General features: G+C 62.8%; 27 protein-coding genes, 1 pseudogene and 1 riboswitch. Of the genes and pseudogenes, 20 read left to right on the top strand and 8 right to left on the bottom strand.

Annotated elements, in window-relative coordinates:
• The first annotated feature begins 33 nt into the window (after positions 1 to 33).
• From PALO_RS04745 to PALO_RS04800, 12 genes are all read left to right on the top strand, one after another.
• On the top strand, positions 34 to 1,137 hold the full coding sequence (locus tag PALO_RS04745) for an MraY family glycosyltransferase (protein WP_004811181.1): 1,104 nt from the start codon (positions 34 to 36) through the stop codon (positions 1,135 to 1,137).
• A gap of 291 nt (positions 1,138 to 1,428) precedes the next feature.
• On the top strand, positions 1,429 to 1,797 hold the full coding sequence (locus tag PALO_RS04750; protein WP_015582631.1) for a hypothetical protein: 369 nt from the start codon (positions 1,429 to 1,431) through the stop codon (positions 1,795 to 1,797).
• Between the two features lie 14 nt (positions 1,798 to 1,811).
• Positions 1,812 to 2,090, top strand: a complete 279-nt coding sequence (locus PALO_RS04755) for a hypothetical protein (protein WP_015582632.1) — start codon at positions 1,812 to 1,814, stop codon at positions 2,088 to 2,090.
• Positions 2,087 to 2,863, top strand: a complete 777-nt coding sequence (gene atpB / locus PALO_RS04760) for a F0F1 ATP synthase subunit A (RefSeq protein ID WP_004811187.1) — start codon at positions 2,087 to 2,089, stop codon at positions 2,861 to 2,863. Before PALO_RS04755 ends, atpB begins: the two co-directional genes overlap by 4 nt.
• 85 nt (positions 2,864 to 2,948) lie before the next feature.
• Positions 2,949 to 3,170 carry an ATP synthase F0 subunit C gene (atpE, locus tag PALO_RS04765; protein ID WP_004811190.1) on the top strand — a complete coding sequence of 74 codons (222 nt, stop codon included), beginning with the start codon at positions 2,949 to 2,951 and terminating at the stop codon, positions 3,168 to 3,170.
• Between the two features lie 10 nt (positions 3,171 to 3,180).
• Positions 3,181 to 3,735: a F0F1 ATP synthase subunit B gene (locus tag PALO_RS04770; protein WP_004811192.1), complete on the top strand. Its 555-nt coding sequence runs from the start codon at positions 3,181 to 3,183 to the stop codon at positions 3,733 to 3,735.
• Entirely contained in the window at positions 3,732 to 4,523 is a 792-nt protein-coding gene (locus PALO_RS04775) for a F0F1 ATP synthase subunit delta (RefSeq protein ID WP_004811193.1), read from the top strand. Before PALO_RS04770 ends, PALO_RS04775 begins: the two co-directional genes overlap by 4 nt.
• A 53-nt stretch (positions 4,524 to 4,576) precedes the next feature.
• On the top strand, positions 4,577 to 6,214 hold the full coding sequence (atpA, locus tag PALO_RS04780) for a F0F1 ATP synthase subunit alpha (protein ID WP_015582633.1): 1,638 nt from the start codon (positions 4,577 to 4,579) through the stop codon (positions 6,212 to 6,214).
• 3 nt (positions 6,215 to 6,217) lie between these two features.
• The gene (locus PALO_RS04785; RefSeq protein ID WP_015582634.1) at positions 6,218 to 7,162 is read left to right on the top strand and encodes a F0F1 ATP synthase subunit gamma; all 945 of its coding nucleotides are present in this window, start codon (positions 6,218 to 6,220) and stop codon (positions 7,160 to 7,162) included.
• An 11-nt stretch (positions 7,163 to 7,173) separates the two neighbouring features.
• Positions 7,174 to 8,628 (top strand): F0F1 ATP synthase subunit beta, encoded by a 1,455-nt coding sequence (gene atpD / locus PALO_RS04790; protein WP_015582635.1) that lies wholly within the window; start codon positions 7,174 to 7,176, stop codon positions 8,626 to 8,628.
• Positions 8,629 to 8,633: 5 nt separating this feature from the next.
• Complete coding sequence (locus PALO_RS04795; RefSeq protein WP_004811202.1) at positions 8,634 to 9,065, top strand: F0F1 ATP synthase subunit epsilon; 432 nt, start codon at positions 8,634 to 8,636, stop codon at positions 9,063 to 9,065.
• Between the two features lie 130 nt (positions 9,066 to 9,195).
• Positions 9,196 to 9,708, top strand: coding sequence for a DUF2550 domain-containing protein (locus PALO_RS04800; protein ID WP_004811204.1), 513 nt, complete (start codon positions 9,196 to 9,198; stop codon positions 9,706 to 9,708).
• Here the strand turns inward: PALO_RS04800 and PALO_RS04805 are convergent, their stop codons facing one another.
• From PALO_RS04805 to PALO_RS12835, 4 genes and pseudogenes are all read right to left on the bottom strand, one after another.
• Entirely contained in the window at positions 9,709 to 10,359 is a 651-nt protein-coding gene (locus PALO_RS04805; RefSeq protein ID WP_004811205.1) for a cob(I)yrinic acid a,c-diamide adenosyltransferase, read from the bottom strand.
• A 185-nt stretch (positions 10,360 to 10,544) separates the two neighbouring features.
• Positions 10,545 to 11,381: a uracil-DNA glycosylase gene (locus tag PALO_RS12980; protein ID WP_004811207.1), complete on the bottom strand. Its 837-nt coding sequence runs from the start codon at positions 11,379 to 11,381 to the stop codon at positions 10,545 to 10,547.
• A gap of 2 nt (positions 11,382 to 11,383) precedes the next feature.
• Positions 11,384 to 11,974 carry a low temperature requirement protein A gene (locus PALO_RS12830; RefSeq protein WP_023033429.1) on the bottom strand — a complete coding sequence of 197 codons (591 nt, stop codon included), beginning with the start codon at positions 11,972 to 11,974 and terminating at the stop codon, positions 11,384 to 11,386.
• An 80-nt stretch (positions 11,975 to 12,054) separates the two neighbouring features.
• A pseudogene (locus PALO_RS12835) lies at positions 12,055 to 12,597 on the bottom strand (low temperature requirement protein A); the annotation flags it as partial.
• A 263-nt stretch (positions 12,598 to 12,860) separates the two neighbouring features.
• Between PALO_RS12835 and PALO_RS04820 the strand changes: the two are divergent.
• From PALO_RS04820 to arfB, 3 genes are all read left to right on the top strand, one after another.
• Positions 12,861 to 13,184, top strand: coding sequence for a MarR family winged helix-turn-helix transcriptional regulator (locus tag PALO_RS04820; protein ID WP_036910348.1), 324 nt, complete (start codon positions 12,861 to 12,863; stop codon positions 13,182 to 13,184).
• The gene (locus tag PALO_RS04825) at positions 13,181 to 14,380 is read left to right on the top strand and encodes an MFS transporter (protein ID WP_015582640.1); all 1,200 of its coding nucleotides are present in this window, start codon (positions 13,181 to 13,183) and stop codon (positions 14,378 to 14,380) included. Before PALO_RS04820 ends, PALO_RS04825 begins: the two co-directional genes overlap by 4 nt.
• Before the next feature lie 216 nt (positions 14,381 to 14,596).
• Complete coding sequence (gene arfB, locus PALO_RS04830; protein ID WP_023033427.1) at positions 14,597 to 15,019, top strand: alternative ribosome rescue aminoacyl-tRNA hydrolase ArfB; 423 nt, start codon at positions 14,597 to 14,599, stop codon at positions 15,017 to 15,019.
• A gap of 583 nt (positions 15,020 to 15,602) precedes the next feature.
• On the opposite strand, the gene PALO_RS04835 is transcribed toward arfB, so the two are convergent.
• Positions 15,603 to 16,253: a hypothetical protein gene (locus PALO_RS04835; RefSeq protein ID WP_023032723.1), complete on the bottom strand. Its 651-nt coding sequence runs from the start codon at positions 16,251 to 16,253 to the stop codon at positions 15,603 to 15,605.
• Positions 16,254 to 16,638: 385 nt separating this feature from the next.
• Between PALO_RS04835 and PALO_RS04840 the strand changes: the two genes are divergently transcribed.
• Both PALO_RS04840 and PALO_RS04845 read left to right on the top strand, forming a co-directional pair.
• Complete coding sequence (locus tag PALO_RS04840; RefSeq protein WP_015582643.1) at positions 16,639 to 18,693, top strand: type I restriction-modification system subunit M; 2,055 nt, start codon at positions 16,639 to 16,641, stop codon at positions 18,691 to 18,693.
• A 134-nt stretch (positions 18,694 to 18,827) separates the two neighbouring features.
• A complete protein-coding gene (locus PALO_RS04845) occupies positions 18,828 to 19,382 on the top strand; it encodes a YagU family protein (protein ID WP_015582644.1) in 555 nt (184 codons plus the stop codon).
• Positions 19,383 to 19,450: 68 nt separating this feature from the next.
• On the opposite strand, the gene PALO_RS04850 is transcribed toward PALO_RS04845, so the two are convergent.
• From PALO_RS04850 to PALO_RS04860, 3 genes are read right to left on the bottom strand one after another with little or no spacing between them, the layout of a single operon-like run.
• Positions 19,451 to 20,503: an ABC transporter substrate-binding protein gene (locus tag PALO_RS04850; RefSeq protein WP_015582645.1), complete on the bottom strand. Its 1,053-nt coding sequence runs from the start codon at positions 20,501 to 20,503 to the stop codon at positions 19,451 to 19,453.
• Positions 20,500 to 21,333, bottom strand: a complete 834-nt coding sequence (locus PALO_RS04855) for an ABC transporter ATP-binding protein (protein WP_004811233.1) — start codon at positions 21,331 to 21,333, stop codon at positions 20,500 to 20,502. The genes PALO_RS04850 and PALO_RS04855 overlap by 4 nt, the downstream gene beginning before the upstream one ends.
• Positions 21,330 to 22,349, bottom strand: a complete 1,020-nt coding sequence (locus PALO_RS04860) for a FecCD family ABC transporter permease (RefSeq protein WP_004811235.1) — start codon at positions 22,347 to 22,349, stop codon at positions 21,330 to 21,332. The genes PALO_RS04855 and PALO_RS04860 overlap by 4 nt, the downstream gene beginning before the upstream one ends.
• A gap of 161 nt (positions 22,350 to 22,510) precedes the next feature.
• Positions 22,511 to 22,631, bottom strand: a riboswitch (cobalamin riboswitch).
• Between the two features lie 553 nt (positions 22,632 to 23,184).
• On the opposite strand from PALO_RS04860, the gene PALO_RS04865 reads away from it, so the two are divergent.
• The 3 genes from PALO_RS04865 to PALO_RS04875 are packed head-to-tail and all read left to right on the top strand — an operon-like array spanning position 23,185 to position 25,743.
• Positions 23,185 to 24,483, top strand: coding sequence for a hypothetical protein (locus PALO_RS04865; protein WP_015582646.1), 1,299 nt, complete (start codon positions 23,185 to 23,187; stop codon positions 24,481 to 24,483).
• Positions 24,484 to 24,540: 57 nt separating this feature from the next.
• Positions 24,541 to 25,107, top strand: a complete 567-nt coding sequence (locus PALO_RS04870; RefSeq protein ID WP_015582647.1) for a hypothetical protein — start codon at positions 24,541 to 24,543, stop codon at positions 25,105 to 25,107.
• A 6-nt stretch (positions 25,108 to 25,113) separates the two neighbouring features.
• Entirely contained in the window at positions 25,114 to 25,743 is a 630-nt protein-coding gene (locus PALO_RS04875; protein WP_015582648.1) for a hypothetical protein, read from the top strand.
• Positions 25,744 to 25,847 lie beyond the last annotated feature (104 nt).

Below are 25,847 nucleotides of genomic sequence, written 5' to 3' on the forward strand. Positions count from 1 at the left end.
GTCACGCCGACTGACGAGAACTGACCTGCGAACATGCGGGAGTACATCCTGGTGATGCTGACATCAGGCCTGACGACCTATTTGTTGTCGGGCCTGTGCCGGCAAGCTGCCCTGAGGTGGGGGGCTGTCGCCAAGGTGCGCGCGAGGGACGTGCACACCAGGCCCATACCCTACTTCGGAGGGGTGGCCATGCTCGGTGGAGTGGCACTGGCATGCCTGCTGGCGCGAAACATGCCTTTCCTGGGGCGTCACCTCCTGGTGGCCGACGATGCCCTGACGATCTGCGTCGCTGGGGCCGTAATCTGCGCCGTGGGTGTCCTTGACGACCTGCTTGACTTACCTGCCCTGGCGAAAGCAGCAGGGCAGGTGCTGGCGGCCGGAATCGTCGTCACAGGTGGTGTCCGAATGTTCTGGATCCCGCTGCCCAACTCGATCATCGCCCTGGGGACGCCCACATCGATCCTCGTCACGGTCTTCTTCATCGTGTTGTGCGCCAACGCGGTGAACTTCATCGATGGACTGGACGGATTGGCCTCTGGTGTCGTCGCCATCGGGTCTCTCGCCTTCTTCTCCTACACCTACCTGCTGGCCCACGAGCAAGATTTTGTGGTGGCGACGACGACGAGCCTCATCACCGCTGCGACTGCGGGAGCCTGTATGGGATTCCTGCCTCACAACTGGCATCCCGCGAAGATGTTCATGGGGGATTCGGGGGCCTTGCTGCTGGGTTTGCTGCTCGCCACCTCCACGATTTCCCTCACCGGGCAGATCGACTCCACGGCCTTGACGGCACAGGGTGGCGGATTGGTGCCCGCCTACCTCCCGATCATCGTCCCGCTCATGGTGCTCGCGATTCCCGTCCTCGACCTCGTCATGGGATACGTCAGGCGAACTTGGCGGGGAACCTGGTTCTTCGTCGCCGACAAGCAGCACCTTCACCACCGCCTCCTGCAGCATGGTCACTCCCACATTCGAGCCGTCTTGCTGATGTATCTGTGGACCACCGTGTTGACCTTCGGGACGGTGTTCATCGGCCTGGAGAGGACCTGGTGGGCGGTTGTCATCGTCATTGCGGGACTCGTCATGTGCGTGCTCCTGACCATGGCGAATTCGCGACATCCGGCTGCCGAGGCCTGAGATTTCGACGCCATCGCGCGTTGTGTGTTACGTTTCTCACCGAGGGCAACCTCGCAGGGCCAATCACTCGACTCACAGCGTAGCGTTGTCGAGTTCTGGCGGCCTGAATCACCATCACTGGATCCATCGGTCATGACGTCGGGGAGGGATGACGAGATGACGAGTCTCGCCATGACTGGTCCCAGGCATACTCCTGTGGCTGGCTCTGCTCCCGTGACCTCTCACGTGCTGTCACGCATTTACCGAAGCGGCTTGGTCTGGGCCACTGCATGTGGGCTTCTTGTCACTACGGTGGCGACGGTTGGCGTCACTCCCCATCTGGCTTCCGCTCTCAGTGGTCTGGCCGGCACCGCAGCTGCCGTTGTCTTTCTGGCTTGTGGACGCGGAGTCCACCTGTTGAACCGCAGTGGATCCTGGATCCTGGGAGTAGGGCTCTTCATCATCCAGATCGCCGTTCTTGGTGGTCTCGGCGCACTCCTGGCTCAGTACCACACGGGCCTGCTCCCGATCCCGTGTGCGGCAGCGATCGGCGCCGTTTCCCTCGCGTGGATCGTCGGTGTTGTCGTCGCTGGACGACGTCCCCAACGCATTTATGAAGACCCGCAGGATCATGATTCCTCCAGTGCCGAAACTCGTCGGACCGACGGAGCTCGACGATGAGCACTGACAGGCCTATGGCTGCTAAAGTCAGCCTGGATATGGGCACGAACTCGATGACGCGAACGAGTACCAGCTCCACGCCGTCCTCCAGCGACGACGCCTGGGGCGTCCTGAGCTACGTCCTGGCGGGCATGCTCTTCTACGGTGGCATCGGGTGGCTGTTGGCCAGCCACTTCCACCAGATGTGGATCTTCGTCGTCGGCATGGTTGTCGGACTCGCGGCGAGTGTCTACCTCATCGTCAAACGGTACGGAACCGTGCCTGAACAGAACAACGACCGGGAGGGTCAGTGAACGGGATCGTGTCTCCCCTGGAGTTTCACACTCCGGGGCTTGAGGACTTCGAGTTCGACGGGACTCTCGGGGCGGCTTGGATGGACAAACCGTTCTGGCAGGCGATCATCGCCTTCGTCATCGTCATCGCTTTCTGGCTGTGGATGAGCAGTGGCCTCAAGGTCGTTCCCGGCAAGCGCCAGGTCTTCGGCGAGTACTGCTACAACTTCATTCGCAACGCGCTGGTGCGTGACACCATCGGTCATGGCTTCGAGCCCTGGTTGCCGTACTTGGTTGCGCTGTTCAGCTTCATCCTCATCAATAACTGGTTCGGCGAGCTCTTCGTCTTCATGTTCCCGACCTTCTCCCACGTCGGATACGTCTACGGTCTCGCGATCGTCTCGTGGTTCGTCTACGTCATCGCCGGCTTCAAGACCAAGGGCATCCGTTACCTCAAGGACTCGATGCTTCCTCCGGGCGTCCCGTGGTACCTGTGGTGGCTCATCATCCCGCTCGAGTTCCTGTCGAACTTCATCACCCGTCCGCTGACCCTGTCGTTGCGACTGTTCGCCAACATGTTCGCCGGCCACCTCATCATCATGATCTTCGTCGTCGGCGGCGGATTCCTTCTCACCTACCCCTCCAGCGTCATGTACAACATTGCTGGCGGTTTCTCCCTGATCCTCAGTTTCGCGCTCTTCGCGCTGGAACTGTTCGTGGGCTTCCTGCAGGCCTACGTGTTCACCGTGCTGTCGGCACAGTACGTGGCGTCCTCCATCTCCGAAGGACACTGACGGCACAACCCCCTAGACCTCGTCGTCAAACCGACCGGCGACGAAGACAACGCCCCACAAGGGGCACAATCCGGAAGGACACACCATGGTTCCCATGCTCATCGGTGGCTCGCTCAACTCCCTCGGCTACGGCCTGGCAACCCTCGGCCCGGCTCTCGGCGTGGCGTGGATCTTTGCGTCCGTCATCAATGGCACTGCTCGCCAGCCTGAGGCTCGTCCGGCCATGATGTCGACGGCATTCATCGGCTTCGCCGTGGTCGAGGCCCTCGCCCTGTTCGGCTTCGTGCTCGCCTTTATCGTTAAGTGAGTCCGGACGCATGAACATTCTCGAAATGGATTTGGGGCCACTTGTCCCACACCATTCCATCGAGATCATCGTCGGCATCATCCTCCTGCTGCTTCTCACCTGGCTCATCGCCAAGGCGGTTGTCCCCCGTTTCGAGAAGCTCTACGAGGAGCGCACCGAGACGATTCAAGGTGGGATCGAGAGGGCCGAGAAGGCTCAGGCGGAGGCCAAGGCTGCTCTGGAGAAGTACCAGGCTCAGCTTGCCAACGCCCGTGACGAGGCTGCCCAGATTCGCGAGGACGCCAAGAGCCAAGGCGCACAGATCGTTGAGGAGATGCGTGCCAAGGCCCAGGCCGAGGCCAATCGCATCACTGAGCGCGCTAACGCTCAGATTCAGGCGGAGCGCGAACAAGCAGTGCGAGAACTGCGCTCTGAGATTGGTGGTCTGGCGACGACTCTTGCCGGTCGGATTGTGGGGGAGTCCCTCCAGGACGATCAGCGCGTCCAGGCGACCGTCGACCGCTTCCTCTCCTCGCTGGCCGAGGAGCCCTCGGCTTCTGACTCGCGGACGGTGAATCGGGCATGACGACAGTGGTGAGCGCGTCACGACAGCTGGATGAAGCTGGAGATCGACTCGGTGCAACAGCCGACTTCGCCAGCGAGGTCTTCGCGGTTGTCGACGTCCTGGATCGCGAACGTGGTCTGTGCCGAGCCGTCTCGGACACAGGTTCTGAGGCCAAGGCTCGTCAGGGGCTCGTGGACGCGGTCTTCGCGTCGAAGGTCTCTCCCGACTGCAAGGAATTACTGGACGCGACCACCACTTGCAAGTGGCGGTCACCAGCGGCCTTGACGCGTGCGCTGGAGCGCCAGGGTGTTCGCGCCGTGCTGCGCGGAGCCCGGCAGGCTGACCGTCTTGACACGGTTGCCGACGAGCTGTTCCACATCAGTCGACTGGTACGCGGACAGGCTTCACTTCAGGTGGCGATCGGTGATCCGAACCGTTCGGTGAAGGATCGACAGAAGTTACTCACGACGCTGATTGGCGATCGAGTCAGCGAGGACACCCTCCTCCTGGCTCGCCGCGCGGTGGTGTCGTCCGACAACACCTTCGAGCAGGTCGTCGACGGCTATCTTCACATTGCCGCCGAACTGGCCGAACGGAGGCGCGCCATCGTGACGACTGCCAGTGCGCTGACTGACGCACAGCGTGCCGAGATGGTGAAGCAACTGGAACGGATCACCGGCAGCCCGATCGAGCTGTCCGAGGTCGTCGACCCGGCGACGCTCGGTGGTGCGCTCATCGACCTCGGTGACGAGGTCATCGATTCGACGGTGGCCCACCGTCTGGACCAAGCCCGACGAGAACTGGGCTGACACACGTGACCCCCACCTCGGGTGCGGGATGGGGGAGCTTACAAGGAGACGCAATGGCGGAACTGACGATACGTCCGGAGGAGATCCGCGACGCCCTGGACAACTTCGTCCAGAACTACGAGCCGGAGGCGGCGGCCCGTGAGGAGGTCGGCACCGTCGTCACGTCCGGCGACGGTATCGCCCATGTCGAGGGTCTTCCCTCGGTCATGGCTAACGAGTTGCTGCGCTTCGAGAACGGGACGATGGGCATCGCCCTCAACCTGGAGGAGCGGCAGATCGGCGTGGTCGTGCTCGGCGACTCCGACGGTATTGATGAGGGATCGACCGTTCGTGGTACTGGCGAGGTGCTGTCGGTGCCCGTCGGTGAGGGCTATCTCGGTCGCGTCGTCGACGCGATGGGCAATCCCGTGGACGGCCTCGGGGAGATCAAGGATGTCGAGGGACGTCGTGCCCTGGAGATTCAGGCTGCCGGTGTCATGGACCGCCAGGAGGTCCGCGAGCCGCTGCAGACCGGTCTCAAGGCCATCGACTCGATGATCCCGATCGGTCGTGGTCAGCGTCAGCTCATCATTGGCGACCGTAAGACCGGTAAGACCGCCATTGCGATCGACACCATCATCAACCAGAAGGCCAACTGGGAGTCCGGCGATCCCAAGAAACAGGTTCGCTGCATCTACGTCGCGGTCGGCCAGAAGGGCTCGACGGTGGCCGAGGTCAAGGGCGCTCTCGAGAAGGCTGGTGCGATGGAGTACACCACCATCGTTCACGCCCCGGCGTCTGACCCCGCTGGCTTCAAGTACATCGCTCCGTACGCCGGTTCGGCCATCGGACAGCACTGGATGTACCAGGGCAAGCACGTCCTCATCGTGTTCGATGACCTGACCAAGCAGGCCGAGGCCTACCGAGCAATGTCACTGCTGCTGCGTCGTCCGCCGGGTCGCGAGGCCTACCCCGGCGACGTCTTCTACCTCCACTCCCGTCTGCTGGAGCGTTGCGCGAAGCTGTCCGACGAGCTGGGCGGCGGTTCGATGACCGGTCTTCCGATCATCGAGACCAAGGCCAATGACGTGTCCGCCTTCATCCCGACGAACGTCATCTCCATCACCGACGGTCAGATCTTCCTGCAGTCGGATTTGTTCAACGCCAACCAGCGTCCGGCTGTCGACGTCGGTATCTCGGTGTCCCGAGTTGGTGGCGCCGCCCAGATCAAGGCCATGAAGTCGGTGTCCGGCACGCTGAAGATCTCCCTGGCCCAGTACCGGGACATGGAAGCTTTCGCCATGTTCGCCTCCGACCTGGACGAGACCTCCCGTCGTCAGCTGGATCGTGGCGCCCGTCTGATGGAGCTCCTGAAGCAGGGACAGTTCTCCCCGTACCCGGTCGAGGAGCAGACCATCAGCGTTTGGGGCGGCACCACTGGCAAGTTCGACGACGTCCCCGTCAGCGACGTGCTGCGTTTCGAGGGCGATGTGCTCGAATACCTGCGCAGCCACGGAAACGTACTCACCACGATCCGTGAGACCGGTAAGTTTGACGACGACGCCCAGAAGGAAGCTGCGGCCGCGTTCGACGAGGTCAAGAAGGGATTCAAGACCTCTGACGGCAAGATGTTGATTGGTCACGAGGAGTTCGATCCGATGTCCGACGAGGAGATCGACCAGGTCAAGATCGTTCGCGCGAAGAAGGGCTGAGCCGTGGCCTCAAACCTGCGGGAACTGCGGGAAAGGCGGAACTCCGTCGCGACGACGAAGAAGATCACCCGCGCGATGGAGCTCATCGCCTCCTCTCGGATCGTCAAGGCACAGAACATCGTCAGGGCGGCGAGTCCCTACTCCTTGGAGTTGACACGAGCCCTGTCGGCGGTTGCCTCCCACACCCACGAGGAGCACCCGCTCACCTCCGTCAATCCGGCCCCGAAGCGTTCGGCTGTGCTGTTGGTCACCTCTGATCGCGGTCTCGCCGGAGCGTATTCCTCGAATGCGATCAAGTCGGCCGAGCAGCTGCACGCCGCTCTCAGGCCGGAGCAGGAGGTCGTCACCTACCTGTGTGGTCGCAAGGGAGTGCAATACTTCGAGTTCCGTGGTCGCAAGGCCGAGCACGTGTGGAGTGGTTTCTCCGATTCGCCGACCTATAGACAGGCCCGCGAGATCGCGGACACGTTGATCGAGGAGTTCCTCCGTCCGACTGAGGAAGGTGGGGTTGACGAGATCCACGTCGTGTACACCCACTTCGACTCGATGCTGACGCAGAAACCAAAGGTCGTGAGACTGTTGCCGCTGGCCGTCGTCGATCCGAAGGCGACGCCGGAGGGAGAACTCGAGGCTGGTGATCCTGGAGTCGGCACATCCGATGAGGAGATCTTCCACGAGTACAACTTCGAACCGGATCCGGTCAGTGTTCTGGATCAGTTGCTGCCCTTGTACGTCGCGAACCGTATCCATTACGCCTTGCTGCAATCGGCCGCCTCGGAGTTGGCAAGCCGGCAACGCGCCATGAAGGCAGCCACCGACAATGCCGAGCAGTTGATCCAGTCGCTGAGTCGGCAGGCCAACCAGGCCCGTCAGGCTGCCATTACCCAGGAAATCACCGAGATCGTGGGTGGCGCCGCTGCCCTTGCAGAGTCCGCCCCACAGGAGTGAGAGAGAACATCATGACTGCGACAGCTATTACCCCCGAGACGAAGGACGAGGCTGCCGGCATTGGCCGCGTCGTCCGTGTCATCGGCCCCGTCGTCGACGTCGAGTTTCCGGCTGGACAGATGCCGGAGATCCTCAATGCCCTTCACGTTGACACCGAGGTGATGGGGGAGACCCATACCATCACCCTCGAGGTGGCCCTGCACATCGGCGAGAACGTCGTGCGTGCCATCTCCCTCAAGCCGACTGACGGTCTGCGCCGTGGCACCGAGGTCCGTGACACCGGTGCCCCGATCACTGTGCCGGTCGGCGATGTCACCAAGGGCCACGTGTGGAACGTGACCGGTGACGTCCTCAACGTCGATCCGTCGACCATCGAGGTCTCCGAGCGCTGGCCGATCCATCGCGATCCGCCTGGATTCGATGACCTGGAGCCCGAGACCGAGATGCTGCAGACCGGCATCAAGGTTCTCGACCTGCTCACCCCGTACGTCAAGGGCGGCAAGATCGGCCTCTTCGGCGGCGCCGGCGTTGGCAAGACGGTTCTGATTCAGGAGATGATTTACCGTATTGCTCACAACTTCGGCGGTACCTCGGTGTTTGCCGGTGTCGGTGAGCGTACCCGTGAGGGCAACGACCTCATCAACGAGATGGACGAGGCCGGGGTTCTCAAGGACACCGCCCTTGTCTTCGGCCAGATGGACGAGCCCCCGGGCACCCGTCTTCGCATCGCCCTGACCGGCCTGACGATGGCTGAGTACTTCCGCGATGTCCAGAACCAGGACGTGCTGTTGTTCATCGACAACATCTTCCGGTTCTCACAGGCTGGTTCCGAGGTCTCGACCCTGCTCGGTCGTATGCCTTCAGCCGTGGGCTACCAGCCGAACCTGGCTGACGAGATGGGCCAGCTGCAGGAGCGAATCACGTCGACCCGTGGTCACTCCATCACCTCGATGCAGGCTGTCTACGTCCCTGCCGATGACTACACCGACCCGGCTCCGGCAACGACCTTCGCCCATCTGGATGCCACCACTGAGCTCTCCCGTGAGATTGCTTCTCGCGGTCTGTACCCGGCCGTAGATCCACTAACGTCGACCTCTCGTATCCTCGACCCGCTGTACGTGGGGCAGGAGCACTACGACACTGCCACCCAGGTGAAGCAGATTCTGCAGCGTAACAAGGAGCTTCAGGACATCATCGCCATCCTTGGTGTCGATGAGCTGAGCGAGGAGGACAAGGTCACCGTCGCTCGTGCCCGCCGCATCCAGCAGTTCCTGTCACAGAACACCTACACGGGTGCGAAGTTCACCGGTGTCCCGGGCTCGACCGTCTCCATGGCCGACACCATCGAGGGATTCCAGATGATCTGCCGTGGCGACGTGGACCACGTTCCGGAGCAGGCCTTCTTCAACGTTGGCAACATGGACATGGTGATGGAGAACTGGGACAAGATGAAGAAGGAGGGCTGAGTCCCATGGACCACCCGCCGCTTCAAGTCAAGGTCGTCTGCGCCGACGGCGAGGTCTGGAAGGGGGAGTCGGTCAACATCATCGTTCGGACCACCGAGGGTGATATTGGTCTCCTTCCCGGACACGAGGCCTTCCTCGCGGCCCTCGCGCCCTGCGCAGCCCAGATCATCACTCCTGACGGTGCCCGCGAGGTCATCGCCTGTGACGGTGGCTTCGTGGCCCTGGACAATGACGGCCACGTGTCGATCATTACCCAGTACGCCACGAAGTCGGAGGAGATCTCGGTCGATCAGGCTCACCGCGACCTCGACGAACTGAGGAAGAAGATCAACGCGGACGAGCGAACCGAGGAGGACTCCTTGGTCGTCCAGGATCTGACCCACCGCCTTCACCTGGCGCAGGCTCAGCTTGCTGCTGCCCGCGTCGCCGGGAAGTAGAACGTCTGACCAGGGTGGGAAGGGGGTCGCCGCGAATCATTCGCGGCGACCCTTTTTCATCTCGTCGCTGACGAGGGAACTTAGGGTTACCTTCGTGGAATGTCAATGTTCTGACGACTAGCGTTGGAATATGCACGCTTCCATCGCTTTCATCGGTATGACACCGATGTTGTCGACGCTGGCGATGGATGCTGTCATCATCGGCCTTATCGTGTGTTGTGCCGTCATCTACATGATCTGGCTCCTCGTCAGGCACCGCGTTCTCATGCGTAGACGCGGTGCTTTTTTGTGCGGTTTGCGAGTTATGGGTGGGCCCAAGCCCGGCGGATGGATGATTGGCACTGCCCGCTACGCCGACGGCACCTTCGAGTGGTATCGAGCGATCGATCCCCGTCCCGTTCCCGCCATTGTCTTGAGGCGGGGCGGACTCGTCATGGTCGAGCACCGCCCGCCGAACGTGAATGACTCCTTGGCACTTGCCTCCGATGCCTACGGGATCGTCACCCTTCAGACAGGGCGCAAGGGCAAGTCCTCGGTGTGCCAGATCGTCGTTGATCCTGGCGTGGTGACCGGCCTCATGTCGTGGCTCGAGGCGGCTCCCCCCGGTGGCGTCGAATATGCCGCCGCAGGTCACCTCATCTGATCATTCCTTTGTGGCTCCCGGGTTGCGTTCTCCACCTGGAACCCACAACACCTCGTCGGAAGAATCCTCGCCAGCCTTGTTGGCTGCTCGCGACAGGATGAAGAGCAGGTCGGACAAGCGATTGAGGTATGTGATCGCCAGTTCGTTGACACCGCCCGGAGTCGTCTCGGGGTCATCCGAAATCTCATTTCCGTATGTCTCAGCAGCTCGCCATGCCGCTCGCTCCGCGGTACGAATGGCAGTTCGGCACACGTGCAGCTGCGCACCGACAGGGTTTCCGCCCGGGAGGATGAACGACTTCAGGGTCGGGAGATCGTCGCCGAACTCGTCACACCAACGCTCAAGCCGATCGACGCTTTCCTGGACGGTGCGAAGCGGTTCCCACTTCGGGTTTGCGACAAGCGGGTTGGCCAGATCAGCGCCGACGTCAAACAGTTCGTTCTGGACGATGCCGAGCGCTTCTCGCACCTCATCGGTGAGCACGTGGATCGTGGAGTCCAGGGCAATGGCCAGACCGATGTTGGCGTTGGCTTGGTCGACGAGACCATACGCTTCCACGCGCAGATCTGACTTGGCTGCCACTGAGTTGTCGACCAGACGGGTCGAGCCGTGGTCGCCAGTACGGGTGTAAATCTTGGAGAGAATGACCATGATCCCAGCCTACGGGCATTATCAATGCACGGAAGGCGATCATGGTGCGCGAGCGTTCACATCGCCAAGCTGTCCTTACGGGATGGATCGGGATCTTTTCCTAGGGGTTGACCTGGCTGCTGAACTGGCGATGGTGCGGCAGGGTACAGCGTCATACCAAGATGATGGCTGGTGTGCCAGGGGCATCATTCGACAGCCAGACCTCGAAGTGTGTGGACGACTTCGTCAAGCATCTGACGCGTGAGGCGTCCGGTGTTCGTGTTCTGCCGACTGACGTGGTAACACCCGACGACGTGGACTGTGGTGCCGTCCGTCCTCGTGATCTCGGCTCGAGCCCCGTGGCCGAAGCGGGGAGCGGGGCGGGGGACCTGCCACCCGAGCCGGCGGGCAGCCCCCAGAGTTGACGTCCAGGCAATCTGACCAAGACACATCACCGCACGCAGGGTGGTCAGCGCAGAGAGTTCGTTGTCGAACCAGATCGCACAGGTGCGTTTCTCGTCGGGACTCGGCCAATTGTCGGGTGGAGCGCAGTGCACCGGGGCAATGATGCGACAGTCATCGAGGCTCAGACCATCAGCGGCGTCGATGCTTTCCGCCTGAGACGCAACACCGGCGTCATGCAAGGCACGGTACAGCCAATCCCCGGACTGGTCTCCGGTGAACATGCGACCAGTTCGGTTGGCTCCATTCGCAGCGGGTGCCAAGCCGATGACTGCCATTCGGGCCATCGGATCCCCGAACGAGGGTACGGGCCTCCCCCAGTAAGGCTCATTGCGCCATTGAGCGCGCTTGCTGATCGCCTTGTCCTCCCGCCATTCGATGAGGCGAGGACATGCCCGGCACACTGAAATCGCGGCGTCAAGGTCGGTGGGTTCATTGCATCGGCCGGCAATCTTCGCAACGTCATCAGCGTTGTTGGCGACTGGTGTCCGTGGCGTTGCCAGGTCTCCTGGCCAGCCGGTTCCAGGAATGACGGGGGATTCGAACAGGTCCCCAGTGTGCGGATGGGGGAGAGCAGTCATGGTCACTTCTCAATAATTCGGTCATGCTCAGTCGGGTCTCGGTCGAAGTGTTTCATGTGGTGACGTCGGCTCATGACAGCGGTGATGACGAGGATGGTCGCAACCAAGGCGTTGGTCACGATGGCAGGAATGAAGCTTGCCGCCGCGACGATGACGAGGGCGAGGATTGCCACGAGGCGACGCCATGGCGTGTGCTCAGTGACCCTGTGAATGTGCCATGCCTGTGCCGCGAGATACAGAATGGCACCTCCACAGGCCAGGGCTGTCAGCGTGAGGCTGCCGTGATGGGCCGGTTCGCCGACGATGATCTCATCGGACACTGCGAGCGGGATGAGGCCCAGCGCAAGGACCATCTGCACGGTGACGGAGCGTGCCCCGGACTCGGCCGGATCATCGTGCTCAGCAGGGTGGGTTTCCAGAATGACCTCGACGTCCCAGATGTAGAGCCACCACAAGGCGAAGAAGGTGACGATGGAAGTGGTGGCGGCAAGGAGGTTGAGTAGATGGAACCCCGCTTCGTGAAGGCCGGTGACGATGCTGACGATCTGCTCGCCCAGAGCCAGGATGAGGAACAGCCGGATGCGTTCAAGCATGTGTGCGGTGTCGAACTGCCACTCGGTGGTGTCGATGTCGCGTTCCTGCGTCCCAGCGGATGACGCAGCAGCATCCCTGCCACTTCGACGATGACCGCAGCGAACCAGACCCACAGTCGGGCGTGCGGCTCAACGAAAATGCCGATGATCCAACCGATGGCTGACAGACAATGCCACACCATGACCCCGCGGGAATGGAGTTTCATCTCTTCGCGACCGTGGATGAACCACGTCATGGCGACCTGACCGAGCTGGGCGATGAGATATGGCGCGACGAAGGCGAGACATTCGACGCCGTCCTCAAACGCCACTGGGATGCCGGCAGCCATGAAGATTCCGAAGAAGAGCACCCACAGGATGGGCCGCCGCAACGACTTGTTCTCGGTGATGGTTCCGGTTGCCGAGAACGAGGTGTTGGCCCACAACAAGTAGAGCGGTACCCACAGCACCATGGTCTCGAGCCCGCCCCGCCACGTCACATGATCGTGAAGGGTGGTTGCGAGCTGACCAATGGCAGCGACGAAGACCAGGTCGAAGAGGAGCTCGATCGCGGTGACGGCTGTGGTCCGCTCTTCCATGCTCGCGGAATCGGCGGCATCATCCTGCATCGTGGTGTTGTTCATGGGTCCTCATCAGTTAGGTGTCGCGTCACATTCTACGGGAACCGGGCGTCACGACGATCACACGATGAAGTATTCCGGAAACCGGAGTACTCTGAGGTCACGTGACTTCCGGACGCATCTTGCCCGAACCCTTCGACCCGCTTGAGGCCGAATCCGCAGCCGACCTGGTTCTCACGTGCGGACGAGTTCAACGCCTGGCCAAGCGACGTGCTGGCATTCCGCCGTCCTCAGTGACGTGGCGGGTCCTGCACACCCTCGAAGTGATGGGGAGCGTCAGCACCGGAACCCTCAGCCGCGTGGAGGGAACCAGGCCAACCACCACGACGGACATCGTCGAGAGGCTTGAGCGTGACGGCCTGGTGACGCGACGGCGCGACCCCGACGACGCCCGCAGCAGATTGATCGAGATCACTGATGAGGGTCGTGATTACTGCCGCCGTTGCGAATTGTCAGTGGGGGAGTCGGTCGTGCCTGCTCTCAAGGAATTGACCGACGAAGAGCGTTCCACACTGATTCAGGCGCTTCCGGCTTTGCGAAGGGCAGTCCAGGTGCTGTCTGACGACGATGAGAGGACGACGAAGAAGTGACGAGCAAAGAACCCATCAGACCGGCCGTGTGGGCTGTCACCATTGCGGTGGCCTTCTCCTACATGGGGGTGGGCGTCGTTGACCCCATCCTCCCGGAGATTTCGTCGGCCCTGCACGCCAGCCCGGGGCAGACCGAGCTGCTGTTCAGCACCTACCTCTTTGTCTGTGCCGCGTTGATGTTCTTCACCTCATGGGTGGCCACCCGCATTGGCCGCAAGAAGACCCTTCTCGTCGGACTCGTCATCATCGTGACCTTTGCGACGGCCTGCGCGTTGTCCGGTCACGTCAACCTCATCATCGGATTCCGCGGCGGCTGGGGAGTTGGGAACGCTCTCTTCGTCTCGACCGCCTTGGCGACAGTTCTTGGCGCCTCTGCCGATGCCCGTCGCGCCATCATGCTGTACGAAGGTGCTCTTGGGGCCGGAATGGCCTTGGGTCCGCTCGTCGGTGGCGCCCTGGGTTCGATTTCATGGCGGGGCCCCTTTCTCGGCACCGCAGTTCTCATGGCGATCGGTCTTGTCGCCATCGCGTTTTTCGTCCCGCCGACCCCGATCGACAAGTCCCAGCGCCGCTCTGCCGCCGAGCCGTTCAAGGCTCTCGTCGATCCGCGGATCTCGATTCTCATGCTGGCTGCCCTGGTCTACAACTACGGTTACTTCACCTTGCTTGCCTACGCGCCGTTCCCGCTGGCCGAGGCGTCCATTCGAGCTGGTGGTCAGTTCACCCCGCTCGATCTGGGTCTGGTCTTCTTTGGCTGGGGCCTCATGGTCTCATTGGGGTCGGTGTGGCTCGGACCGCGTTCCTGCGAACACCTCGGTATTCGTCGCACAGTTGCCGTCACCCTGATCCTGTTCACCATTGACGAGGTCCTACTAGCGACCTGGATCTCGCCGATTCCTCAGGTGATCGGGGTCATCATTGGCGGTCTGTTCATCGGCATCGTCAACACTGCCATGACTGAGATCGTGATGTCCGCGAGCAACATCCAGCGCGAGGTCGCGTCGTCGGCCTACTCCGGCGTTCGCTTCCTCGGCGGCGCGTGCGCTCCCACTCTTGCCGGTGCGCTGAGCTCCCTGTGGGGGGTCGGTGGCCCGTACTACGTCGGAGCTGTCACGCTCGCGCTGACAATCATCCTGCTGTGGATTGACCGGCAGCGCCGCAGGCGGATGACGGCACACAGTGTCGCATTGGAGTGACGTCCCGTGAAGTGTTGATGGTCCGCACCGGATTAGAAGTTCTCACCCATCAAGGCGCAGGAGGAGGTATACGCCGTGTCGGTCATCGGAACCGTCGACGCGAATTCTACGTAGCACACAGGCTCCTGTGGAGGTGGTGCTCGGGGTCGTGGGTATCCTTGATGGGCTGTTCGAAGGAGTATCCGGGCCGAGTAAATAGCGAGGGGAGCGACGACCATGATAGAAGAGATGGAGATCATTCCTGGTTTCGTCGTTCCCGAGTCACAACTACAGGAGCGGTTCTCCCACAGCTCCGGGCCTGGCGGCCAGGGCGTGAACACCAGCGACTCACGGGTCGAACTGCAGTTCGACGTGGCTCGCTCTGACGCCGTGCCAGAACACTTGCGACCGATGTTGCTGACAACCCTGTCGAATCGCCTGGTCAATGGAGTCTTGACGGTTGCCGTTCAGGATGAGCGGGCTCAGTTGGCCAACCGCCGTCTCGCTCGTGCCAGGATGGCCGACGTGCTCCAGAAGGCATGCGTCCAACCGCGACGACGCCGTCCCACCAAACGAACCAGGGGATCGCAGCGTCGTCGCCTTGAGGCGAAGAAACGACGCGGGGAGATCAAAAGGAACCGACAGCGCCCGAAATGGTAGTCAGGAATCCACGAATCCGGTACGGAAGACATTCGTAGTCCGCGCGTCACCGATTTGGGATAGCGCACATCCGGGGGTGCTCGATGATGAATGACCATTCGACACGCGAATTGGTGGCAAGGTTGCGAGTCCACGGATGGCAGCGAGTGCGCGACAACTGCATTGAACCGGAAGGGGGAGGAATTTCAGCCGAGGGAAGTATCGCCGTCTTCGTGGAATGACATAATGTCTCTTATCGGACAACTATGGTGGGGTGGCGAGATGGCGCCGGGGACGGCCGGCCTACAGCGGAAACTGGTGGATGGTGAGCTTGTTCCTTTCACCACATTTGGTGAGCGTGACGAACTGGTCAACATTGACTTCCTCGGAGATGCTGAGTCGGTGCTCAGGCGGCCATTCGAGATCGGATGGGGCGCCTCTTCTACCGCTGCGACCTGGGAGAACGACCACCTAGGTCAGCAGGGCAGGGCAAAGGCCCTCTCAAGTGATGCACGCACCCGTCTCCCGGTTGGCCTCCACTCCCTGCGACGTGAGCGAGCGTTGGCTACGAGCCTTTTTCGGCTGGTGCGGGTCCTCACTGGCCTTAGGTCGAGAAGGGCCGACGGAGCTGTCCGTGTCCTCGATCTCGGGGCCACAGGGCCCACGCCACTCCCATGAGCCCAAGCGCGACCAGCAAGACTCCGCTGGTGTAGTCGGAGTAGCGCTCTGCCCAAGGACGTCCCATAAAGGGGGCGGAGAAGCAGCCCATCACGAAGGGCTCCAACAACGCCCCCACCGGCACCACACAACGTGCCACTGCGCCAGCCCCACTTGGTTTTGCTGCCATCCACCCCACCAGGCCCAGCGGACCGCACAGCAGCGCGGCAGCAGCAAACCAGTTCAGGTTGCCTAGCAGGTCGTTGGTCCCATCCAGGTGGATCACCCAGCCGGTGACGAAGTCGAGCACGCCGCCGACGACATAGTGGATGAACAAGGTCGCGACAGACGCGACAATACCGCCCAGGAATGCCACGGTTGGACGGGACAGCTTCCATCCAGCGTAGACGGCGACGCCTGCCCACACGGTCCCCGAGCTGACGACCTTGGCGATGCTTTTGCGGACGAAGGACCATGTCTGGAAATGGCCTTCCAGCTCCCACTGAGTGGTCATGTTGAACAGCACCGCGATCAGCGCGACAGCCATGCAGACCTTGGCAATGGATCTCCAGACGGGATCCTCCGCGAGTTCATCCATGAGCATGGAGCCTAGTGATACCTGGCCATGTGGCGCATCAGACTCCAGTCCCACCACAGTGACACCACGGTCCTCATTGGCCTGGACTCCAGCCCCGACACACGCCTGGCGCCCTTCGGCATGAGCGGATGCTCACGCCCATCACGGTCAGTCCCATATCAACGGGGTCGGCAGACCTGCGCACAGCTAGCTCACTACAAGCGAACCGTCTGCAGCGTTGAGTCCGCAAGACTCAAGTGCATTTGCCCCAACATGAGCCGCGGGGATTCGACCCGCCCGAAGGCGACGTGTCACGGCGTGGTGTCACCGTCAATCGGTTCACCGCGCGTGAATCGGGTGTCTCGACGTTATGATGCCATTGCTCCACTCGCGACGAAGGGATCACATGGCTCCGCAGGGTTTTCAGGACAAGGTGGCGTTCGTCTGGCGGGTGGCGGACAAGTTACGCGGTACGTTCAAGCAACATGAGTACGGCTCGGTGATGCTGCCGCTGCTGGTGTTGCGCCGTATGGATGCGGTGCTGGAGCCCACCAAGGATGAGGTCCTGGAGTACGCCGACGGTCTGGTGGAGATTGGCCCTGGTCAGGACAGGATACTCAAGCGCATCTGCGGCCAGCGGTTCTACAACACGTCGCGGTACACATTCGCCCGGCTGCTCAGTGACGACAAGAACCTGGCTGACAACCTCGCCAAGTACATCGCGTCCCTCTCCCCTGACGCGGCGACGGTGATCGAGGCGTACCAGTTCGACGGGAAGATCACCCGGATGGACCACGCCGGGATCCTGTACGGCGTCATGGCCGACTTCGCGGACCTGGACCTGCGTCCCAGCGAGGTCAGCAACGAGACCATGGGTTACATCTTCGAGGAACTGTTGCGGAAGTTCTCCGAGATGAGTAACGAGACCGCCGGTGAGCACTACACCCCGCGTGAGGTGATTCGTCTGGTCGCCGATCTTCTCATCGGGGGTCAGACCGCCCGCGACCTTACCGAGAACCAGATGCCGGTGCGTACCATCTACGATCCGGCGGCCGGCACCGGCGGCATGCTCATGATCACCATGGACCGCATCAAGGAGCTCAATCCGAAGGCCCTCGTCAAGGTCTACGGCCAGGAACTCAACGACGAGACCTGGGCTATCGCCCAGTCCGACCTCATGATGCAAGGCATCGGCCCCGAGCAGATGCACAACGGCAACACTCTCACCGCCGACGCCTTCCCCACCGACAAATTCGACTTTATCCTCGCCAACCCGCCCTACGGCGTCGACTGGAAGGGCTACGCCCAGCCCATCAAGGATGAACACAACAGACAAGGCTTCAACGGCCGTTTCGGCGCCGGACTCCCCCGCGTCTCCGACGGCTCCTTACTGTTCCTGCAGCACATGCTCAGCCACATGAAACCCGTCACCGACGCCAGTCCGAACGGATCGCGCGTCGGCATCGTCCTGTCCGGCTCTCCCCTGTTCTCCGGCCAGGCCGGATCGGGTGAGAGTGAGATCCGCCGCTGGCTGCTGGAGAACGACTGGCTGGAGGGCATCGTCGCCCTGCCCGACCAGATGTTCTACAACACCGGCATCTCCACCTATGTGTGGATTCTCACCAACGCCAGGACCGACGCCGAACGCGGCTTGGTGAAACTCATTGATGCCCGCGACATGGGCACCAAGATGCGCAAGAGTCTCGGCGACAAGCGCAAGGAACTCACCGATGACGCGATCGACGAGATCGTGCGTCTGTTCAGCGGCGCCCTTGACGAGTTCGCCGACGACAAGCGCGTCAAGGTGTTGCCCCGAGAGACCTTCGGATTCCAGCGCGTCACCGTCGAACGCCCCCTGCATCGGCGCTGGGAGGTGACTGAGGCTGTCGTCAAGACCCCACCCTTTGAGCAGTTCGCGCATCTGACCGGGAGGACATACGGCACGCAGAAGGCCCTGCTCGCTGACGCCCCCGGCATGACCGCAACGCAGAAGAAGAAGTACGCCGCCGCCTGCGCGGTGAATGATCCAGGTGCGCCGGTGGTGATGAAGAAGGGCAAGCCGGAACCCGACACCGACCTGCGTGACCAGGAGAACATTCCCCTGCCCGCCGGCTGGTTCGACCTCGATGATGACGCCCGCGCCCAGGCACTGCTCGACTCTGCCGAGAAGCACCTGACCGAGGAAATCAGGCCGTACCTGCCCGACGCGTGGATCGACCACGACAAGACCAAGCTCGGCTTCGAGATCCCCTTCACCCGCCAGTTCTACGTCTACACGCCGCCCCGCCCCGTCGAGGAGATGGCCGACGAGATCATCGTCGACCGCACCAACCGCAACGGCCGGCTCGTCGATGCCTACTTCTCCCGCCCCGAGGTCCGCACGTCCTTCGTCGACTACCTCATGGTCACCTATGACGAGTTTCGCGCAGGCACCGGTGAGACTCGCGCGAACCGATGCTAGTCATCGCACCATGCGTTGGCCGTGGCGAGGATGCAGCGTGGTCCTGAGCTACTCTCAGCAGCGAGCGGTCACGCCATGATATCTGTCAGCATGTCATCGTCCCGGAGCGCTGGGTCGTGCAAGGAGTTGATCACATGACCTCGAACACCACGGAGCCGTGTCGCCGGAGGTATGGTGCCGCGTTATGGGCGGGCGTGCTCGCGGGGATTATCGGCGCCATCGTGAAGTTTGGCTGGGAAGTTCCGCTGCCTCCGCGCACCGCGGCACGCAATGCCACGAACCCTCCCCAGCAGCTCCTTCAGCAACTTGGGTTCAGCGAGCACTTCACTCACATGTCGTACACCTTCAGCGGGTGGCCGCTCCCCTTCGTGAGCTTCATCGTCCACTTCGGGTTCTCGATCTTCTTCGCCGTCGTGTACGCGCTGCTGGCCGAGAAGCACCCTCGCGTCAAGCTGTGGCAGGGCGCGGTGTTCGGCTTGGCCATCTGGGTGCTCTTCCATCTCATCCTCATGCCAGCCATGGGCACCGTTCCCGCCCCCTGGCACCAGCCCTTCGACGAGCACCTCAGCGAGTCCTTCGGGCACGTGTTCTGGATGTGGGTCATCGAGCTCACCCGGCGTGACCTGCGCAACCGCATCACCGGAGAGCCTGATGCCGAGGTTCCGCTCCCTGCACTTGGAGGTAACTGACATCGGATGTGGATCCGCACTGGTCCGCTCGACGACCGTGTGAAGGTGGGCGATCGTCGAGCGGGGGCTCAGCCGCGAGCGGTCACGTCGTGCCGCGGCTTGATCCCTGACGCGGGGACCAAGCGGTACTTCTCCAAGGACTGTCGCAGTGTCTCGGCAGCATCGACGTTGAGTGGACTACTGGTCCACGCCGGGTACGCGATGTTGACGAACCGGCGGTTCTTCACGGCAGGAAGGTTCTTCGTGGCCGGATTGGCCTCGAGCAGGGCGACCTTCTGGGCCATCGTCTGGCCGGGGTAGTCGTCGAAGACAATGACGTCGGGTCGGGTCTGCGCGATCTTCTCCCACGAGATCGTCGTCCACGTGTTGGCCACGTCCGTGGTGGCGCTCACGGCACCCGCCGCCTTGATGATGCCTTCAGGGCCGCCGTAGCGCCCACTGGTGAACACGCTGCCGGTGTCGCCGCTGTCGACCATGAGCACCGTCGGCTTGGTCGATGCCTGAGGGGCTCGGGCCAGAGCCCGACGTCGCGTGTCGATGTCCTTGACGACCCTCCGGGCCTCCTGGGTGTGCCCTGTGACGGCGCCCAGGTTGCTCAGATCCGACCGCAGGGCCGTCCAGGGATCCATGACTCCGCGAGCCTTGTCATCGCTCTTCGCACGGCAACTCTCCGACAACACGTAGGCACTGATGCCCCGTGCGCGCAGCTCCTCGGGAGTGAGATGGGTGCTTTCACCGTATCCATATCCGTACCCGGCGAGCATGACGTCGGGTCGCGCGCCCAGAACCTGTTCGAGCGTCGGGTAGGAGCCGTCACTGTCGGGCAGGGCCGACACCGCCCGGTGGCCGTAAACCTTCGCCAAGGCATCGGTCTGGCCCTTGATCCCCGTCGCCGCGACGATCTGGTCGCCGGCGCCGATCGACAACATCATCGCGACCATGTTGCTGTCGTTGACGAACACTCGTCGCGCATGGGAGGGGAAGGCTCGGCGAGCACCACAGTTGGTGATGGTGACCGTCGAGGGACCGGAGCCGCTCGAGATCGAGGAACTCGTGTGGGTCACGTGGGCGCAACTCGTGAGGGCGGCCGCGCCGGCGACGATGAGTGGTGATCGGGTCATGAGGTGCCTTCCGGTCGGGATGTGTCAGTGGGATGGGTGTGACACAACGGGCCGGGGCTCGCCGGGTCACAGAGAAGATGGGATAGGCCCGTGATGGGGTCGACGTGGCGCGTGAGCCTCATGCCGAATGCCTTGCTCACCTCGCCACGGGTGAACACGTCATGTGGTGGACCCTGGGTGAGCACGCGTCCCCCTGCGAGAACGGCGACGTGATCGGCGTACCGCTCGGTCAACGTGAGGTCATGGATCGCCACGACGACGGTCTGGTCGAGGTCACGGATGAGTGCGAGCAGGTGATGCTGCTGGGCCAGGTCCAGGTGGTTGGTCGGTTCATCCAGCATGAGTATGGGAGTGCGCTGGGCCAGCCCACGGGCCAGCATGACTCGACGGCGCTCTCCACCGGACAGTCGTGAGCAGGGCCGATCGGCGTAGTCGGACATGTCGACCCGGTCTAGTGATTCCATGACGATGCGATGCTCGTCCTCACCGCCGTGGTCCCACGGCCGTCCATAAGGGGTACGTCCCAGGGCGACGAGTTCACGCACGAGCAGGTCACCAGGTGGTGAGTCCTCCTGGGCGACGAAGGACACCTGGCGTGCGCGTTGTCTGGCCGAGAGACGTCGGAGGGGGACATCGTCGAGGAACACGTCTCCGGCGGCCGGCCGGCTGATTCCGGCGATGGCACGCAGCAGGGTCGACTTGCCCGAACCGTTGAGCCCGATGATGGCCGTGACGGTACCGGGCTCGAAGTCCAGATCGACGTCTCGGACGATGGTTCGCCCCTCGACCTGCGCCGCGAGACGTCGTGTGGTCAGTCGGGTGCCCATCATGCCCCCGCGTACTGGTAGTGGCGCCGTCCCAGCAGTAGTAGGAACACCGGGGCGCCTAGCAGACCTGTGACGATGCTCAACGGAGTCTCCTGCGGGCGGCTTGCCACCCGGGAGAGGACGTCGACCCACACGAGGAAGAGTGCGCCGAACAGAGCGCTGACCGGCAGGACGACGCGATGGCGCGGTCCCACGAGGAGCCTGGTGAGGTGGGGAATGACGAGGCCCACGAATCCGATGCCGCCGGAGACCGCGACGATCGCGCTCACGAGGATGGCCTGGACGATGAAAAGGGCGACTCTCAGGCCGGTGACCGGAACCCCGAGCGAGGAGGCGAGTTCCGGGCCTGCTGCTAGCGCGTCGAGCCACCTGGATCCAATCATGAGCAACAGCAGGGTGACGACGACCACCACCGCCGTCGGCACGAGGGTCTGCCAAGAGGCGCCTGCCACGCTGCCCAACAGCCAGAAGAGGACGGACTGGGCCGATTTCGGGTCGTTGCTGTGGAAGACCAGGAAGCTCGACATCGCGCTGAAGGCTGAGGACATGACGACACCGGTGAGGACGAGCCGCAAGGGGCTCAGACCTCCCTGGGCCATGGCGATGCCGAACACGGCCGCGGTCGCGACGAGGGCACCGAGAAGGGCACCCAGGTACAGCGAGTACACGCCGAAGGCCGCCAGCGTTCCCGTGGTGATGACGGCTGTCGCCCCGACGCTGGCCCCTGCCGAGACCCCGAGCATGTAGGGATCGGCCAACGGGTTGCGTACCAAGGTCTGCATGACGGCGCCGCCGACGGACAGTCCGGCCCCGGCGACGACGGCCAGCACCGTTCGTGGAAGTCGCAACCCCCACACGATCTGGTCCACGGTGGCCTCGACGCTGCCTCCGCGCACGTGTACATCCAGGACGTGCCACGCCTGTTCGATGGGCAGCCGGATCGTGCCGAAGGCCAGCGAGAGCACGACGCTCAGGATGAGGGCAACCGCCAGGACCAGCAGTACGGGCCCGGCGGGCAACCGGTGATCCTCGTGGGCCCGCGATGACGTCGATCCGTCCGACAGTTGCCGTTGCCCGGGCGAAGCGCAGGGATGGGTGTCTCGATGGCGGACATGTGGCAAAGGAACTCCTGGCGGTTGACGCCCATCTCGCGAGGCGTACGGCGGCTGCATTCGCCGGGAGGTTTTCGGGCTCGGGGTCGCGCGGCTCGTCCCCTTCCCAGGTGTCTCCACCCAGTGGGCTCGCGGCGAGCCATCACCCACACCGCTGCGCGTCAGTCCTGGATTCGCACCAGGTTCCCTGACCGGCGAGACGCACCGTACCACGCAGGTGGTGAATCGTCCCACTCATTCATGAACCCGCCCCGAGAATCGAAATCTCCATCCCGAGCGACATGTCCCAGAAGTGGCGGATGTCTCACTCGTACACTGTCTACAGGCGAGGTCATGCAGTGGTGGCGGCCCGGAAAGGCGACGTGCAGACTCGGTATGTATCCACGAGATGAAACAAAGGCTGTCGACGGGTTTCAGTGGTCTTGTTGCTGCCTGGGGGCCATTGTCCCAGTTCGGTGTCCGATCACATGCTCGTCATCACGGGTTCATGTCCTGTTCACAACCGCGTCATTACTGGATATTCCAGATCGCCGCCCTTTGCGAATTGAACCTCCGCGTCGCTAGCATTGGATCGCAGATCCTCCCGGGGTGGTTGCCTATTCTCCTTGACAGGGGCGTGCATCTTCTCCTTGACAGGGGCGTGCATCTTCTCCTTGACAGGGGCGTGCATCGACTTCCACAGGGGCTCTGTGAAGCACGTCAATTCCTATGGATGCGAATCCGTGAGGAGTATGAAAAAGCCATGCCCTTGAAGAGACGTCCAGGGCGCAGAGTCCTCGCGGCGGCTGCCTCGGCAGTCCTCGCAGTGTCTGCCATGATGCAGGTGCCGGCGGCTCACGCCGTCATTCCACCCAAGCCGCAGGGCTATCCGATCGCGCACCTCTATGAGTCGTGCACGGATGCCTCCGCCCACGCCCAGGGATACCCCGAGTGGCATTACGGTGAGACGGGACGACGCTACCTCAGCGACGGCACGATCCAGTTCACCAACCGCACCGATCAGGTCGTGCCGTACACCGGCACGATCGAAACTGAGAGCAACCACGCCATTTCGGCGACCTCGGCGGCGAAGCTCCCCTCCGGATGGAACACCACCGCCAAGTCTGACATCGGCCTCAAGCTGTCCAATGGCTGGGTCGAGGGTGAGACCGTCGGTCCCGTTAAGCTCAAGCCGGGTGAGTCGATCCGCGTCGAATACGGCGTCCTCGAAAAGGACTTCGTCTCGATGTTCGTCACCTGCCGCGACGGCGTCCTACAGAACTCCAACGGCGCTAACGTCATTCGCGGCACCGGTCCGGCCGAGCGATACGCCTTCGTCTACCTCATCCACGCCGACGGCTCCATCTCGGATCTGGCGATGCAGATCCCGTCGCGCCACGCGGGTGCCAACAGCAAGCCGATGGGATCGGACGCCTACACCGCCATGTCGGGCCCCAGCCTGGAGTCCGTGGCGAAGCCGACCGACCACGTCGTCGAGCCCGCCGTCGCTCCGCAGAAGGATCCGTCCTGGCCGGCGAAGGGTCAGACCTGCCGTGCCCGCGACATCGCGTGGTACCCCTACGACATCTCGTCGATCCAGCCCACCTACCGCAAGCCCGGCTACTCGACGGACTTCCTCAACTGGTCGAAGGCCCCCTACGACTACCACCCGGTGACCGACTTCGTCGTGGGTGCCCAGTACAACGGGTACGCCAACTGGATGGGTCGCTACGGCCGCCTGCCGGCAGGATGGCTTGGCAGCGTCGGGGCCACCAACCGTGCCTACATGCCCGTCGGAACCGCCCTTGGTGCGGTACACCTGCAGCCCGGTGAGCGCGTGCGCGTCACCTATGGCACGACGATGACCCGCGTGAACTATCGCGAGATCCACTGCGGCAGAGACGGAAAGTACAGCTTGGTGTCGAACTACGGCACCGCCTCGGCGCCAAGCGGTTTCTGGGCCGAGGCCACCGTCACCTCCCGGGACGGCAGCGTTCGCAAGATTGACGTCACTCCCGACAAGTACCGCCAGGTTCCCCTGCCGACTCAGTCAGATCGCTGATCTCGGCGTCCTCAACACCACGACCACCGTCAATCCCGACCACGAAGGAGAACACTCATGATCACCCGACTGCTTGCCGTTCCCGCAGCCCTCGCCGCCTCGGCCGCTTTCACGGTCGTTCCGGCCCAGGCCGCCGCCCCGGCCCAGGCCGCCAACCCCACGACGATCGGCGCCTCCTGCGCCAACATCGGTGAGACCGGCCAGACCATCACCCGGACCCGTAGCTACTTCGACGGCTCGGCCGGCACGTGGACCATCTCGAACTACAACGACGAGCCGCTGCCCATCACCCGGACCATCACCGAGACCAAGACGAAGACCTGGAACGTCTCGGCCGGGGTCGACTTCCCGATCCTCGACCTCATCCACGTCACCTTCTCGACGAGCTACACCGACAGCCAGTCCTACGAGGTCGGCGACACCGTCGGCCCGTACAACCTGGCTCCGGGCAAGACCGCGGTCCTGCGTGCCGGATGGGTCGTCTCGGACTTCCGTGGCCAGCACACCGTCTGCGGCACCGATCACACCTGGAAGGCCAACGGTGGTGAGTTCACCGCGAGCCTTCCGAAGGAGCGTCACATCGCCATCAGCACCCGCGACAACGACCCCTCCCTCGAGGCCTGATCGCCCATGGGATTCCTGACACACCAGGTGCGTCGCGGGGTCACACTCGCGGCGGCGGCTGCCCTGTCAGTGGCCCCGTTCGCCGTCTCCGACGCCCATGCGGTCGAGTCGGCCTCCGCCAGTGACCCCACCCAGTTCGAGCTGCCGCAACGGTGGAACTCCGACTACGAGCCGGGAACCGAGTGCTCGACCCCCGGTGAGAACGGCACCTACCTGACGGCCAAGAAGCGTTGGTTCAAGCAGACCGACGCCTCCAGCGTCGCGAACAACACTGCCAATGCAGTGCCCGTCTCGACGAAGGTGAAACAGTCGCGCACCCAGACCCTCCAGGTCAGCGCAAAGGTTGCCGGTCAGGGTGACCTGGCCAAGATCATGACGCAGACCTTCGGGTTCACCTACGTCAACGAGGTCCACTGGTCGCTCAAGCAGGTCGTCGGGCCCTACACCCTGCCCGCCGGCAAGGAAGGACGTCTGGCCTGGGGATTCATCATCCTCGACGCCGATGCCCAGAACGTCCATTGTGCGCCGAACCTCAGCTGGCAGGCCACGGGTCGCCCGTACCACGTCTCGGCCCCCGAGAGCCGGTACGCCGAACTCCAGATCGACAACCCGGAGTACGAGGACCTCTCGTACTGACACCGGATACCAGAGATCGAGGGGCCGCGGTCATCTGCGGCCCCTCGATCCGTCTTCGTCGTGGGTCTCCTGCCCGCCATTCGCGTCTTCGAACCCGCTCTGTG

The sequence above is a fragment of the Cutibacterium avidum 44067 genome (assembly GCF_000367205.1).
GTDB lineage: Bacteria > Actinomycetota > Actinomycetes > Propionibacteriales > Propionibacteriaceae > Cutibacterium > Cutibacterium avidum.

Coding starts and splice junctions, on each gene's coding strand:
- PALO_RS04745 (WP_004811181.1), top strand. CDS start 34: ATGCGGGAGTACATCCTGGTGATGCTGACATCAGGCCTGACGACCTAT.
- PALO_RS04755 (WP_015582632.1), top strand. CDS start 1,812: ATGGCTGCTAAAGTCAGCCTGGATATGGGCACGAACTCGATGACGCGA.
- atpE (WP_004811190.1), top strand. CDS start 2,949: ATGGTTCCCATGCTCATCGGTGGCTCGCTCAACTCCCTCGGCTACGGC.
- PALO_RS04770 (WP_004811192.1), top strand. CDS start 3,181: ATGAACATTCTCGAAATGGATTTGGGGCCACTTGTCCCACACCATTCC.
- PALO_RS04775 (WP_004811193.1), top strand. CDS start 3,732: ATGACGACAGTGGTGAGCGCGTCACGACAGCTGGATGAAGCTGGAGAT.
- atpA (WP_015582633.1), top strand. CDS start 4,577: ATGGCGGAACTGACGATACGTCCGGAGGAGATCCGCGACGCCCTGGAC.
- atpD (WP_015582635.1), top strand. CDS start 7,174: ATGACTGCGACAGCTATTACCCCCGAGACGAAGGACGAGGCTGCCGGC.
- PALO_RS04795 (WP_004811202.1), top strand. CDS start 8,634: ATGGACCACCCGCCGCTTCAAGTCAAGGTCGTCTGCGCCGACGGCGAG.
- PALO_RS04800 (WP_004811204.1), top strand. CDS start 9,196: ATGCACGCTTCCATCGCTTTCATCGGTATGACACCGATGTTGTCGACG.
- PALO_RS04805 (WP_004811205.1), bottom strand. CDS start 10,359: ATGGTCATTCTCTCCAAGATTTACACCCGTACTGGCGACCACGGCTCG.
- PALO_RS12980 (WP_004811207.1), bottom strand. CDS start 11,381: ATGACTGCTCTCCCCCATCCGCACACTGGGGACCTGTTCGAATCCCCC.
- PALO_RS12830 (WP_023033429.1), bottom strand. CDS start 11,974: ATGCTTGAACGCATCCGGCTGTTCCTCATCCTGGCTCTGGGCGAGCAG.
- PALO_RS04820 (WP_036910348.1), top strand. CDS start 12,861: ATGGGGAGCGTCAGCACCGGAACCCTCAGCCGCGTGGAGGGAACCAGG.
- arfB (WP_023033427.1), top strand. CDS start 14,597: ATGATAGAAGAGATGGAGATCATTCCTGGTTTCGTCGTTCCCGAGTCA.
- PALO_RS04835 (WP_023032723.1), bottom strand. CDS start 16,253: ATGGATGAACTCGCGGAGGATCCCGTCTGGAGATCCATTGCCAAGGTC.
- PALO_RS04840 (WP_015582643.1), top strand. CDS start 16,639: ATGGCTCCGCAGGGTTTTCAGGACAAGGTGGCGTTCGTCTGGCGGGTG.
- PALO_RS04845 (WP_015582644.1), top strand. CDS start 18,828: ATGACCTCGAACACCACGGAGCCGTGTCGCCGGAGGTATGGTGCCGCG.
- PALO_RS04850 (WP_015582645.1), bottom strand. CDS start 20,503: ATGACCCGATCACCACTCATCGTCGCCGGCGCGGCCGCCCTCACGAGT.
- PALO_RS04855 (WP_004811233.1), bottom strand. CDS start 21,333: ATGATGGGCACCCGACTGACCACACGACGTCTCGCGGCGCAGGTCGAG.
- PALO_RS04865 (WP_015582646.1), top strand. CDS start 23,185: ATGCCCTTGAAGAGACGTCCAGGGCGCAGAGTCCTCGCGGCGGCTGCC.
- PALO_RS04870 (WP_015582647.1), top strand. CDS start 24,541: ATGATCACCCGACTGCTTGCCGTTCCCGCAGCCCTCGCCGCCTCGGCC.
- PALO_RS04875 (WP_015582648.1), top strand. CDS start 25,114: ATGGGATTCCTGACACACCAGGTGCGTCGCGGGGTCACACTCGCGGCG.